The sequence below is a fragment of the Actinokineospora sp. NPDC051303 genome, assembly GCF_055586285.1.
Genome location: NZ_JBVJIN010000001.1, coordinates 324791 through 339172, shown reverse-complemented (window position 1 = coordinate 339172; position 14382 = coordinate 324791). Strand labels below are relative to the sequence as shown.

1 protein-coding gene and 3 pseudogenes are annotated in these 14382 nt (G+C 75.5%); all 4 read left to right on the top strand.

The annotated features are described in order from the left end of the window. Positions 1 to 10 precede the first annotated feature (10 nt). A pseudogene (locus tag ACZ6SD_RS01500) lies at positions 11 to 10141 on the top strand (type I polyketide synthase); the annotation flags it as partial. 28 nt (positions 10142 to 10169) lie between these two features. Then, positions 10170 to 10220, top strand: a pseudogene (locus ACZ6SD_RS01495) (hypothetical protein); the annotation flags it as partial. Positions 10221 to 10289: 69 nt separating this feature from the next. Next, a pseudogene (locus ACZ6SD_RS01490) lies at positions 10290 to 10955 on the top strand (beta-ketoacyl synthase N-terminal-like domain-containing protein); the annotation flags it as partial. Between the two features lie 36 nt (positions 10956 to 10991). Next, positions 10992 to 14300: a type I polyketide synthase gene (locus ACZ6SD_RS01485; RefSeq protein WP_465314959.1), complete on the top strand. Its 3309-nt coding sequence runs from the start codon at positions 10992 to 10994 to the stop codon at positions 14298 to 14300. Positions 14301 to 14382 lie beyond the last annotated feature (82 nt).

Below are 14382 nucleotides of genomic sequence, written 5' to 3'. Positions count from 1 at the left end.
CTACCTCAAGCGGGTAACCGCGGACTTGCAGCAGACGCGCAAGCGGCTGCTGCAAGCCGAATCCGGCTCCCGGGAGCCGATCGCGATCATCGGCATGGCCTGCCGGTACCCCGGCGGGGTCGCCTCTCCCGCGGACCTGTGGAACCTGGTGTCGACCGGCGCGGACGCGGTGAGCGGGTTCCCGACCAACCGCGGCTGGGACCTGGCCACGCTGTTCGATCCCGACCCGGACCGGGCGGGCACGGTGTACGCCGAGCAAGGCGGCTTCCTGCACGACGCCGACGAGTTCGACCCGGCGTTCTTCGGGATCAGCCCGCGCGAGGCACTGGCCATCGACCCGCAGCAGCGGCTGCTGCTGGAAACCTCGTGGGAGGCGGTGGAGCGGGCGGGCATCGACCCGACTTCGCTGCACGGCAGCCGAACCGGGGTCTTCGCGGGTGTGATGTACGACGACTACGCGCTGCGGCTGCTCGACCGGACCCCGGACGGGTTCGAGGGGTATTTGGGCACCGGCAGCGCGGGCAGCGTCGCCTCCGGCCGGGTCTCCTACACCCTCGGGCTGGAAGGCCCCGCGGTCAGCATCGACACCGCGTGCTCGTCGTCGCTGGTGGCCCTGCACCTGGCGGCGCAGTCGCTGCGGCAGGGCGAAAGCGAGTTCGCGCTGGCCGGTGGCGTGACGGTGATGGCGACGCCGAACACGTTTCTGGAGTTCAGCCGCCAGCGCGGGCTGGCCGCCGACGGCCGGTGCAAGGCGTTCGCGGCGGCGGCTGACGGCACCGGCTGGGCCGAGGGCGCGGGAATCCTGTTGCTGGCCAGGCTTTCCGACGCGGTGCGGGACGGGCGGCGGATTCTCGGGGTGATCAGCGGCAGCGCGGTCAACCAGGACGGCCGCAGCAGCAGGCTCACCGCGCCCAACGGCCCCGCGCAGCAGCGGGTGATCCGCGCCGCGCTGGCCGCGGCCGGACTGGAACCGTCCGATGTGGACGCCGTGGAGGCGCACGGCACCGGAACCCGGCTGGGCGACCCGATCGAGGCGAACGCGCTGCTGTCGGTGTACGGCCGCGACCGAGCCGAGCCGCTGTGGCTGGGGTCGCTGAAGTCCAACATCGGGCATACCCAGGCCGCGGCTGGCGTCGGCGGGGTGATCAAGATGGTGTCGGCCATCGAGCACGGCCTGCTGCCCAAGACCCTGCACGTGGACGAGCCGACCCCGGAGGTCGACTGGTCCGCTGGCGCGGTGTCGCTGCTCACCGACGCGGTGGCGTGGCCGGACACCGGCCGCCCGCGCCGGGCGGGCGTGTCGTCATTCGGGGTCAGCGGCACCAACGCGCACGTGATCGTGGAGCAGCCGCCCGCCGCCGAGCCGGTTCCGTTGCCTGACTTGGATTCCGCTGTGCCGGTCGTGTTGTCCGCGCGCACGGCCTCCGCGCTGCGCGCGCAGGCGGCGCGACTGGCCGACGCGGTGGGCGAGCAGGATCTCGGCGCCGTCGCGCACGCCCTGGCCACCACCCGCACCGGCTTCGAGCGCCGCGCGGTGGTCGTCGGCGACCGGGCCGAGGTGCTCGACGGCTTGGCGCTGCTGGCCAACGGCGAGCCCGCGCCGAACGTGGTCGAAGGGGTCGCCGCATCCGGCAAGACCGTGTTCGTCTTTCCCGGGCAGGGATCGCAGTGGCCGGGGATGGCCGCTGGCCTGCTGGACACCTCGCCGGTGTTCGCCGCGCGGATCGCGGAGGTCGAGGCCGCGCTGGCGCCGCACGTGGACTGGTCGCTGACCGACGTCCTGCGCGGCGCGGGCGATCTGGACCGGGTGGATGTCGTGCAGCCCGCGCTGTTCGCGGTGCTGGTGTCGCTGGCCGAGTTGTGGCAGGCGCACGGCGTGCGGCCGGACGCGGTGATCGGGCACTCGCAGGGCGAGATCGCCGCCGCCTGTGTCGCGGGCGCGCTGTCGCTGGCGGACGCGGCGAAGGTGGTCGCGTTGCGCAGCAAGGCCATCCGGGCGATCGCGGGGCGTGGCGGCATGGCGTCGGTCGCGCTGCCCGCCGCCGAGGTCCGGGGCAGGCTCACCGGGTCGCTGGAAATCGCCGCGGTCAACGGCGCCGCGTCGACCGTGGTGTCCGGCGACGCCGACGCGCTGCGCGCGTTCGTCGCCGAGGCGGAGCGCGCGGGCATCCGGGCGCGGGTGATCCCGGTCGACTACGCCTCGCATTCCGCGCACGTGGCGGAAATCCGCGCCGAGGTGGTTGGCGCGCTCGCGGGCATCCGGCCGAAGGCCGCCGAGATCGCGTTCTACTCGACCGTCACCGGCGAGCCGATCGACACGACCGGGCTGGACGCCGAGTACTGGTACCGCAATCTTCGCCAGACTGTCCACTTCGACCAGACGGTCCGCCGACTCGTGACCGATGGGCACCGGGTGTTCATCGAAGCCAGTCCGCACCCGGTGCTCACGCTGGGCGTGCGGGAGACGCTGGACGAGGTGTCCCCCGACGAACCGGCCGCCGCGCTGGGCACGCTGCGCCGCGACGACGGCGGGCTGAGCCGCTTCCGCACGGCGCTAGGCGAGGCGCACGCGAACGGGGTGGCGGTCGACTGGTCGGCGGTGTTCGGCGCGGGCCGCCCCGCCCCGGTGGACCTGCCGACCTACCCGTTCGCCCGGGAGCGCTACTGGCTCGACCTGCCCGCCCGCGCGGGCGACGCGGGCGATCTTGGCCTGACCCCGACCGGGCACCCGCTGCTCGCGGCCGTGACCACCCTGACCGACGGCGGCACGACGCTGCTCACCGGGCGGATCTCGCCGCGCACGCACCCGTGGCTGACCGAGCACACCGTGGATGGCGTGCCGCTGTTCCCCGGCACCGGGCACATCGAATTGGCGCTGGCCGCGGCCGATCGGGTGGGCCACGACCGGGTGGACGAGCTTATCCTGCACGCGCCGCTGCCGGTGACCGGCGACGCGCACCTCCAGGTCACGGTCACCGAGGACGAGGTCACCGTCCACTCGCGGCCGGACACCGCGGGCGCGGGCTGGACGCACCACGCCACCGCCAGACTGTCCACAGCGGACACCTCGGACACCTTGAACACCCCAGACACTTCGGACGGCGACGGCATGAGCTGGCCGCCGGACGGGGAACCCGTTGACCTGTCCGGGTTCCTGGACGAGCTGGCCGACCTGCGCGTCGGCTACGCCGGAAGCTACCTGGGCCTGCGCCAGGTGTGGCGCGCCGGGGACGACCTCTACGCCGAGGTGGCCGCCCCGGACGGGCTCGACCCGGCCGGGTTCGGGCTGCACCCGGCGCTGCTCGACGCCGCGCTGCAACCGCTCGCCGTGGCGGGACTCGCCGAGGGCGCCCGGGAGATCCGGCTGCCGTTCGCCTGGTCCGGGGTCACCCTGGCCGCGACCGGCGCGACCACCCTGCGCGTGCGGCTTTCCGGTGGCGCGCTGTGGATCGAGGACCCGACCGGCGCGCTCGTGGCCGCCGCCGAGTCCGTGGTGACCCGTCCGGTCACCCTCGACCAGCTCGCCGCCCCCGCGTCAGCCACCGCCGAACCCGCCCGGCCCGCGCCGCGCCGAGTCGCGGTGGGCGGCCGCGAGACATCCGCGCTGGCCGCCCGGCTAGCAGGCCGCTCCGCCGACGATCAGCTGGCCATCGTGGTCGACCTGGTGCGCGCGCAGGCGGCGGCGGTGCTCAAGCACGCCTCACTAGCCGCGGTGAGCGCCGGGCAGGCGTTCAAGGAGCTGGGCTTCGACTCGCTCACCGCGGTCGAACTGCGCAACCGGCTGGTGGCCGCGACCGGGGTGCCGCTGCCCGCGACGCTGGTGTTCGACCACCCGACGCCCGCCGGGGTCGCCGCGTTCCTGCGCGCCGAGCTGACCGGCGCGGGCGCGGTGGCCGCCGTCAAGCGCACGGCCAGGGCCGACGAGCCGATCGCGATCGTCGCCATGGCCTGCCGCTACCCCGGCGGGGTGAGCTCGCCGGACGAGCTGTGGGACCTGGTGGCGAACGGGGTCGACGCGATCGGCCCGTTCCCGACCAACCGCGGCTGGGACCTCGACGGCCTGTTCGGGACCGACCCCGACGCCGCGGGCGGCGTGTCGACCCGGGCGGGCGGCTTCCTGCACGACGCGGACCGGTTCGACCCGGCGTTCTTCGGAATCAGCCCGCGGGAGGCGCTGGCCACCGACCCGCAGCACCGGCTGCTGCTGGAGACCGCGTGGGAGGCCGTCGAGCGGGCGGGCATCGACGCGACGACGCTGCGCGGCAGCCGGACCGGGGTGTTCGCCGGGGTCAACCTCGGCGACTACGGCGCACGGCTGCACACCGGAGCGCCCGCGGAGTTCGAGGGCTACCTGGGCACTGGCAACGCGGCGAGCGTGGCGTCCGGGCGGGTGGCCTACGCGCTGGGGCTGGAAGGCCCCGCGGTCACCGTCGACACGGCGTGCTCGTCGTCGGTCGTGGCACTGCACCTGGCCGCGCGGGCGCTGCGCGCTGGCGAGTGCGACCTGGCGCTGGCCGGTGGCGTGACGGTCATGGCGAGCCCGTACCTGCTGCTGGACTTCAGCAGGCAGCGCGGCCTGTCGCCGGACGGCCGCTGCCGCGCCTTCTCGGCCGCCGCGGACGGCACCGGGTTCGCCGAGGGCGCGGGGCTGCTGCTGGTGGAGCGGCTGTCGGACGCGCGCCGCAACGGGCACCCGGTGCTCGCGATCGTGCGTGGCAGCGCGATCAACTCCGACGGCGCGTCCAACGGCCTCACCGCGCCCAACGGCCCGGCGCAGCAGCGGGTCATCCGGGCGGCGCTGGCCGACGCGGGCCTCGAACCGTCCGAAGTGGACGCCGTGGAGGCGCACGGCACGGGAACCCGGCTGGGGGACCCGATCGAGGCGCAGGCCCTGCTCGCCACCTACGGGCAGGACCGGGAAACGCCGCTGTGGCTAGGATCTCTGAAATCCAACATCGGGCACACCCAGGCCGCGGCCGCGGTCGGCGGGGTGATGAAGATGGTGCAGGCGCTGCGGCACGGCGAACTGCCGCGCACCCTGCACATCGATGAGCCCACCGGGCAGGTCGACTGGTCGGCGGGCTCGATCGCGCTGCTCACCGAGCCGGTCCCGTGGCCGCGCGGCGACCGGCCGCGCCGGGCGGGGGTGTCGGCGTTCGGCGTGAGCGGCACGAACGTCCACGTCATCATCGAGGAAGCCCCGCCCGCCAGCCCCCGGCCGCGCCCTGAGCCGAAGACCGAGGCGGTCCCGCTGGTCGTGACGGCCCGGTCCGCGGCAGCGCTGCGGGAGCAGGCCGCCCGGCTGCGTGACTTCCTGGCCGTGACCGACCCCGCTGAGCCGGGTCACACACTGGCCACGCTGGGTTACACAGTGGCCACGGCCCGCGCCGAGTTCGAGCACCGGGCCGTGGTGGTCGCCGCCGACCGGGACACCGCGGCCCAGGCCCTGGCCGACCTCGCCGAGGGCGCGCCGTCCACGGCGGTGATCACCGGCGTCGCCGCCGAGCAGCCGGGGCCGGTGTTCGTCTACCCGGGGCAGGGCTCGCAGTGGACCGGCATGGCGCGCGAGCTTTTCCAGTCCGCGCCGGTGTTCCGGGCCGAGATGCTGGCCTGCGCCGACGCGCTCGCCCCGCACACCGACTGGTCGCTGGTCGAGGTGATCGAGGGCGCCGAGACCGCGCCGCCGTTCGACCGGGTGGACGTGGTGCAGCCCGCGCTGTTCGCGGTGATGGTGTCGCTGACCCGGCTGTGGCAGTCCTTCGGCGTGCGGCCCGCCGCCGTGGTCGGTCACTCCCAGGGCGAGATCGCCGCCGCCTGCGTCGCGGGCGCGCTGTCGCTGGCCGACGCGGCGAAGGTGGTCGCGTTGCGCAGCAAGGCCATCCGGGCGATCGCGGGGCGCGGCGGCATGGCCTCGATCCCGCTGCCGGTCGCCGAGGTGGAACCCCGGCTGAGCGGGTCGCTGGGCGTCGCGGCGGTCAACGGCCCCACTTCGACCGTGGTGTCTGGCGACACCGACGACCTGCGCGCGCTGGTCGAGGCGTGTCAGGCCGAGGACGTCCGCGCCCGGGTCATCCCCGTCGACTACGCGTCGCATTCCGCGCACGTCGAGGACATCCGCGCCGACGTGCTCGCCGCGCTGGCGGGCATCGAGCCGCGCCGCCCAGAGATCGCGTTCCACTCCACCGTCACCGGCTCGGTCGTCACCGACGAGCCGCTGGACGCGGAGTACTGGTACCGCAACCTGCGCCAGACCGTCCTGTTCGGACAGGTCGTGGACACGCTCGCGGCGGAGGGGCACCGGCTGTTCGTGGAAGCCAGCGCGCACCCGGTGCTCACGATCGGCATCCAGGACACTGTGGACAGTGTCGGCGGGCTCGCGGTGGGGTCGCTGCGCCGCGACGAGGGTGGCTGGCCGCGGTTTCTGACCTCGCTGGCCACCGCCTACGCGCACGGCGCCCCGGTGCGCTGGGCCGAGGCGTTCACCCCGGGCTCTCCACGCGCCGACGTGCCCACCTACCCGTTCCAGCGCGAACGCTACTGGCTCGACCCGGCCACGACCGGCGACGCGGCCGGACTGGGGCTGGCCCCGGCCGGGCACCCGCTACTCGGCGCCGCGGTCTCGCTCGCCGACGGCGACGTGCTGCTGACCGGGCGGATCTCGCTCGGCACGCACCCCTGGTTGGCCGACCACGCCGTGGGCGGCACGGTCCTGCTGCCGGGCGCGGCGTTCGTGGAACTCGCGGTGCGGGCCGGTGACCAGGTCGGCGCGGGCAGGCTGGACGAACTGGTGCTGCGCGCGCCGCTGGCGCTGCCCCCGCGCGGAGCGGTCGAGGCGCAGGTCCGGGTGACCGGCGGGCGCGAGGTGACCATCCACGCCCGGCAGGGCGAGGGCCCATGGACCCTGCACGCGACCGGCGCGCTCAGCCAGACTCCCGACCCGGGCGCGGATCTGCGCAACTGGCCTACCGGCCCCGGAGTCGACCTGGCCGAGTTGCGCGACCGGCTCGCGGCGGCGGATCTGGCCTACGGCCCGGCTTTCCAGGGCCTGACGGCCGCCTGGGTGTCCGGCGACGAGGTCCACGCCGAGGTGCGGGCCCCGGAAGGGCTCGCCACGGACGGGTTCGCGCTGCATCCGGCGCTGCTCGACGCGGCGGTCCAGGCCGCTGGGCTGGGCTCGATCCCGGCGGGCCTGCCGTTCTCGTTCGCGGGCGTCACCGTGCACGCGACCGGGGCCGCCGCGCTGCGGGTGCGGGTCCGGCGCCTCGGCGCGGACTCGGTCGCGCTGGCCTTGGCCGACGAGACTGGCGCGCCGGTCGCCACGGTCGAGTCGCTGACCATCCGCCCGGTCGAGGCCGACCGGCTGGCCGCTCTCGCCAGCGGCGCGGCGGACGCCGTGTTCGACGTGGGCTGGCCCGCCGTCGCCGCGACCGCCCCCGCGCCCGCGCTGACCCTGCTCGACGGCCCGGACGCGTTGGTCGACGACCTGCGGCCGGTCGCCACGGTCGTGCCGGACCTGGTGCCTGCCCGTCATCTCGTATTCGCGGTGACCGGCGGCCCCGACGCGGCCGCCGCGCGCGAGGCCACGACCCGGACCCTGGCGCTGCTGCGGCGCTGGCTCGCCGACGACCGGCTCGCCGACACCAAGCTGGTCGTGGTCACCCGGGACGCCGTCGCGGCGGCCCCGGGCGACCGGGTGGGCGATCTGGGCGCGGCGGCGGTGTGGGGGCTGGTCCGCTCCGCGCAGGCGGAGAACCCGGGCCGGATCACCCTGGTGGACACCGACGACCCGGCGCTGCTGGCCCAGGCGGTGGCGACCGGGGAACCGCAGGTCGCCGTCCGCGACGGCGACCTGCGCGCGCCGCGGCTGGCCCGCCCAACCCCGGGCCTGGCTCCCGGCGCGGGCCCGTGGCGGCTGGACGTCACCGAACAGGGCACGCTCGACAATCTCGCGCTGGTCCCCGCCGAGGACGCCGCCGCGCCGCTGGCGCCGGGGCAGGTGCGGGTCGCGATCCGCGCGGCCGGGGTGAACTTCCGCGACGTGCTGTACGCGCTGGGCATGTACCCGGGCGAGGCGCGGATCGGCAGCGAGGGCGCGGGCATCGTCACCGAGGTCGGCGCAGAGGTCGCCGACCTTGCCCCGGGCGACCGGGTGCTGGGCCTGTTCCCCGGGTCGGTCGGCCCGGTCGCGGTCACCGAGCGGGCGCTGCTCGCCCGGGTCCCGGCGGGCTGGTCGCTGACCGACGCCGCGGTGGTCCCGGCGGTGTGGCTGACCGCGTACTACAGCCTGGTCGAGCTGGCCGACGCGCGGCGGGGCGAGTCGATCCTGGTGCACGCGGCGGCGGGCGGGGTCGGCATGGCCGCCGTCCAGCTCGCCCACCACCTCGGGCTCACCGTCTACGGCACCGCCAGCCGGGGCAAGTGGCCGGTACTGCGCGGGCTGGGGCTGGCCGACGAGCGCGTGGCATCCTCGCGCACGACGGACTTCGGCGCGGCCTTCCTCGCCGCGACCGGCGGCCAGGGCGTGGACATCGTGCTGAACTCGCTCACGGGCGAGTTCGTGGACGCCTCGCTGCGGCTGCTGCCGCGCGGCGGGCGGTTCGTGGAGATGGGCAAGGCCGACCTCCGCGCGGCCGACACGCTGCCCGCGAACGTGGACTACCGATCGTTCGAGTTGATGGACGCGGGCGCGGAGCGAATCCAGCTGATGCTGGGCAAGGTTCTGGCGCTGTTCGACAGCGGCGCGGTCCGCCCGCTGCCGGTGACCGCGTGGGACGCCCGACGGGCTCCGGAGGCGCTGCGGCACCTGAGCCAGGCCAAACACGTCGGCAAGGTGGCGCTCACGATCCCGGCCGCGCTCGACCCAGACAAGACCGTGCTTGTCACCGGCGGCACCGGCACGCTCGGCGGGCTGATCGCCCGCAGGCTCGTCACCCACCACGGCGCGCGGAACCTGCTGCTGGTCAGCAGGCGCGGGCCGGACGCGGACGGCGCGGCTGAGCTGGCCGCCGAGCTGGCCGAATCGGGCGCGGCGGTGCGGATCGCGGCCGCCGACGTGGCCGACCGGGACGCGATGGCCGCGCTGCTCGACGGGGTCGACCTGACCGCCGTCGTGCACGCGGCCGGGGTGCTCGACGACGGGGTGCTTGCCTCGCTCACCCCCGAGCGGCTGGCCGCGGTGCTGCGGCCGAAGGCGGACGCGGCGTGGCTGCTGCACGAGCTGACCCGCGGCGCGGACCTGGCCGCGTTCGTGCTGTTCTCGTCGGCCGCCGGGGTGTTCGGCGGCGCGGGCCAGGGCGCCTACGCGGCGACGAACACGTTCCTCGACGCCCTCGCCGCGCACCGCCGGTCGTGGGGCCTGGCGGCGACCTCGGTCGCCTGGGGATTGTGGGCGCAAGCCAGCGGCATGACCGGTGGGCTCGGCGCGGCCGACCGCGCCCGGCTCGACAGGGGCGGGCTGCTGCCGCTGGACACCGAGCGGGCGCTTGCGGTGTTCGACGCGGCCCTGACCGCCGACCGGGCCGGGTTCGTGGCCACCGGCCTCGACACGCGCAACCGGGAGGACGTCCCCTCGATCCTGCGCGACCTGGTGGCCCGAGGGGTGAGCAGGCGGACGGCGGCCGAGGCCGAGCCGGACTCGCTCGACCGGCGACTGTCCGGTGTGGACGCCGAGCGGCGCGCGATCGTGCTGCTGGACCTGGTGCGCGCGCACGCCGCGACCGTGCTCGGCCACCCCGCGCCGGACGCGGTGGACGCCGACCGGGCGTTCAAGGACGTCGGGTTCGACTCGCTGACCGCCGTCGAGCTGCGCAACCGGCTGGCCGCGGCGACCGGGCTGCGGCTGCCGCCGACGGTGATCTTCGACTTCCCGACGCCGACCGCGCTGGCCGGGCACCTGACCACCAAGCTCGCGCCCACGCCTGCTGCCGCAGACGACGGCGCTGACCACAGCGCGGTTCTCGACCGGTTGGAAGCCTCTCTGGCGGGGCTGGAATCCCTGGAATCCGATGTCGCCCGCGCGGAGATCGCGGGCAGGCTCGCCGCGCTGGCCGCCAAGTGGGCGCCGCCGCCCGCGGCCTCGGCGAGCACCGAGGAGATCTTCGACCTGATCGACACCGAGCTTGGACGGCTTTCCGAGCGCTGACCGCACGACCAGCCCGGGGAGGGTGAACATGGCAGAGGACCAGAAGCTGGCCGACTACCTGAAATGGGTCACGGAAGACCTGCGCAGGACCCGCGCCCGGGTGGCCGAGCTGGAGGCCGCCGACCGGGAGCCGATCGCCGTGGTCGGCATGGCGTGCCGGTTCCCCGGCGGGGTGTCCTCCCCCGAGGACCTGTGGCGGCTGGTCGCCTCCGGCGGCGACGCCATCGGCGAGTTCCCCGCCGACCGGGGGTGGGCGCGGCTGTATGACCCCGACCCTGACGCGGGCGGGCGGATCTCCACCCAGGCGGGCGGGTTCCTGCCGGACCCGTCCCGCTTCGACGCCGAGTTCTTCGGCATCTCCCCCCGGGAGGCGCTGGCGATGGACCCGCAGCACCGGCTGCTGCTGGAAACCGCGTGGGAGGCGCTGGAGCGGGCGGGCATCGAGCCGGAGTCGCTGCGCGGCAGCCGAACCGGGGTGTTCACCGGGCTGATCGGGCAGGAGTACGTGTCGTTCTCCGCCGGACTGCCCGACGGGCTCGACGGATACCTGATGACCGGCAACGCGAACAGCGTCGCCTCCGGCCGGATCGCCTACACCTTCGGGTTCGAGGGGCCCGCGGTCACGCTGGACACCGCCTGCTCGTCCTCGCTGGTGGCGCTGCACCTGGCCGTGCGGGCGCTGCGCGGGCGCGAGTGCGACCTCGCGGTGGTCGGCGGGGCGACGGTGATGGCGAACCAGGCGACGTTCGTGGAGTTCAGCCGCCAGCGCGGGCTCGCGCCGGACGGCCGCTGCAAGGCGTTCGCGGCGGGCGCGGACGGCACCGGCTTCGGCGAGGGCGTCGCGCAACTGGTGGTGCAGCGGCTCTCGGACGCGCGCCGGGCGGGCCGCCGGGTGCTGGCCGTCGTCGCCGGGACGGCGGTGAACTCCGACGGCTCGTCCAACGGGCTCACCGCGCCCAACGGACCGGCGCAGCAGCGGGTCATCCGGGCGGCGCTGGCCGACGCCGGGCTGCGTCCGTCCGATGTGGACGCCGTGGAGGCGCACGGGACCGGGACGACGCTGGGCGACCCGATCGAGGCGCAGGCGCTGCTGGAAACCTACGGGCAGGAGCGGGAAACGCCGCTGTGGCTGGGCTCGGTGAAGTCCAACATCGGGCACACCCAGGCCGCGGCGGGCGTCGCGGGGGTCGTCAAGATGATCGCCGCCCTGCGCCACGGCGTGCTCCCGCGCACGCTGCACGTGGACGAGCCGAGCCCGAACGTCGACTGGTCCTCCGGCGCGGTGTCCCTGCTGACCGAGGACGTGCCGTGGCCGAGGACCGGGCGGCCGCGCCGGGCCGGGGTGTCCTCGTTCGGGATCAGCGGCACCAACGCGCACGTCATCCTGGAGCAGGCGCCCGAGCAGGAGCCAGCCAAGCCCGCGGCCGGAGCGCCGCTGGTGCTCACCGCGCGCACCGAGGCGGCGCTGCGGGAGCAGGCGCGGCGGCTGGGCGCGTTCGTGCGGGACAACGCCGAGGTCGCGGTGTCCGACCTCGCCGGGTGCCTGCTGGCCAAGCCGCGGTTTCCCGTGCGGGCCGTGGTCGTCGCGGCAGATCGGGACGAGGTGGCCGCCGCGCTGGACCGGGTCGCCGCCGGGGAGCCCGCGCCGACAGTGCTGACCGGGGTGGCGAGCAAGGGCAAGACGGCTTTCCTGTTCGCCGGGCAGGGCAGCCAGCGGCTCGGCATGGGCCGCGAGTTGCACGGGCGGGAACCGGTGTTCGCCGCGGCGCTGGACGCCGCGTGCGCGCACCTGGACCCGCTGCTGGACCGGCCGATCCGGGACGTGGTGTTCGCCGCGCCCGGCGACGCGGACGCGGCGCTGCTGGACCAGACCGCGTTCACCCAGGCGGCGCTGTTCGCCTTCGAGGTCGCGCTCTATCGGCTCGTCGAGTCGCGCGGGCTCGTCCCGGACTACGTCCTCGGGCACTCGATCGGCGAACTCGCCGCGGCGCACGTGGCCGGGATGCTGCCGCTGCGCGAGGCGTGCGCGCTGGTCGCCGCGCGCGGGAAGCTGATGCAGGCCGCGCCGGAGGGCGGCGCCATGGTCTCGGTCGCCGCGCCCGAGGCCGAGGTCGCCGCCGCGCTGGCCGGGCACGAAGACCGGGTGAGCGTCGCGGCGGTCAACGGGCCGAGGGCGACGGTGGTCTCCGGCGACGAGGCCGTGGTCGCCGAGATCGCGGCTCGGTTCCGGGCCCGCGGGGTCAAGGCACGCAGGCTGCGGGTCAGCCACGCGTTCCACTCCCCCGACATGGCGCCGATTCTGGACATCTTCCGGCGCGCGGCAAGCAGACTCGCCTTCGCCGCACCGGTGATCCCGCTGGTGTCCAATGTGACCGGTCGGCTCGCCGACGCGCGGGCGACCACCGCGGACTACTGGGCCGACCACCTGCGCGGCACTGTCCGCTTCCTCGATGGCGTGCGCACCCTCGAATCACTGGGAGTCAAGCACTTCCTGGAAATCGGCCCGAACGCCACCCTCAGCGCGCTCGCCACCGAGTGCGTGACGGGCCCGGCCGCCTTCGAGCCCGCGCTGCGCCAGAATGTCCCGGAAGACCAGTCCGTGCGCACGGCCCTGGCCCGCCTCCACGCCGCGGGCGCGGCGGTCACCTGGGGATTCACCGGCCCCGCCCCCGACATCGCCGCCCCCACCTACCCCTTCCAAGGCGACCGATATTGGCTCAAACCCACCCACCCCCGCCGCGCCGACGACCCCGTGCTGGCCGCCCTGGACTTGGGCGACCCGGCGGCCGCCGCCGAGGCGCTGCACGCCGACGACGCCGAGCGGGCCGCGCTGGAAGTGCTGCTGCCCACGCTGGCCGCGGCCCGCGAACAGCACACCTGGCGGTACACCGAGACCTGGTCGCCCGTGCCCGGCCGACCGGTCACCGGCCGCTGGGCGGTCGTGGCCCCCGACGGCCTGACCGCGGGCTTCGGCGAGACCGTGCCCGCCACCGCCGACCTCACCGGCTACGACGGCGTCGTCTCCCTGCTGGCCCTGGGCCCCGACCCGGTCGCGGCCACCCGGGACCTGGTGGCCAGAAGACCGGATGCGCCGCTCTGGGTGGTCACCCGGGGCGCGGTCGGGGAGACCGTGGACGCGACCCAGGCGGCGATCTGGGGATGGGTCCCGGAGGGGGTGGGCCTGGTCGACCTGGGTTCCGCGGCGGCGACCGGGTCGGCCGAGGGCTCCGGCGGCGCAGGCTCGGCGGAAGCGAGCCCGGAGGTCTCGGGTCCACCGGATCTGGCGCGGCTGGGGTCGGTGCTCGGCGGGCCGGTCGACCAGCTTGTGCTGCGGCCGGAAGGCGTGCTGGCCCGGCGGCTCGTCCGGGCGCGGGCCGGGTCCGAGTGGACGCCGTCGGGAACGGTGCTGGTCGTGGGCGACGGGGACCTAGCCGCGCCCGCCGCCCGCTGGGTGCGGCGGTCCGGCGCCGAGGTGGTGCGGTCGCTGGACACCGCGGATCTCGGCGATGTCAGCGCGGTCGTCGTCGATGGCCCCGTCGAGCTGGCCGAGGCGCTGGACCTGGCCACCCGGGACCTGCCCCTGTCGGCGTTCGCGGTGCTGTCCCGCTTCGGAGCCGAGGGCCCCGCCGCGGCCCTGGTGCGCCGCCGCCGGGCACTGGGCCTGCCCGCGACGTCGGTGGCGTTCGGGCCGTGGTCCCCGACCGACCCGGCACTGCGGTTCGCGATGAACGCGCTGGCCCAGGCCCCCGCCGCCGCGCACCTCGTGGTCGCCGATTTCGACTGGTCCACCACGACCGCCCCCCTGTTCGCTGAGGTCGCCGAGAGCACCGAGACCACCGCCCCGGCCCGTTCCTGGCTGCGGCAGGTGGCCGACGCCCCGGAAGACGAGCAGGAGGGCCTGGTGCTCGACCTGCTGCGCACGCACGCCGCGGCGGTGCTCGGCCACGGGTCGCCGGAGCTGGTGGAGACCGAGCTGAGCCTGCTGGAGATCGGGTTTTCGTCGTTCACCGCGCTGGAACTGAGCAACCGCCTCAAATCCGAGGCGGGCGTGCTGCTGCCCCCCGTCGCCATCTACGACCACCCCACGCCGCGGGCCCTCGCCCGCTACCTGCGCGCGGAACTGTCGGCGGCGGACTGGGTGGTCGACCTGAGCGCCTGAGGCGGGGCGCCACCCTGGTGCCACCACGCGTCCCCCGACTGGTTGTTTTCGCGGCCCGCCCGCCCGAGCAGAATCGTTCGGT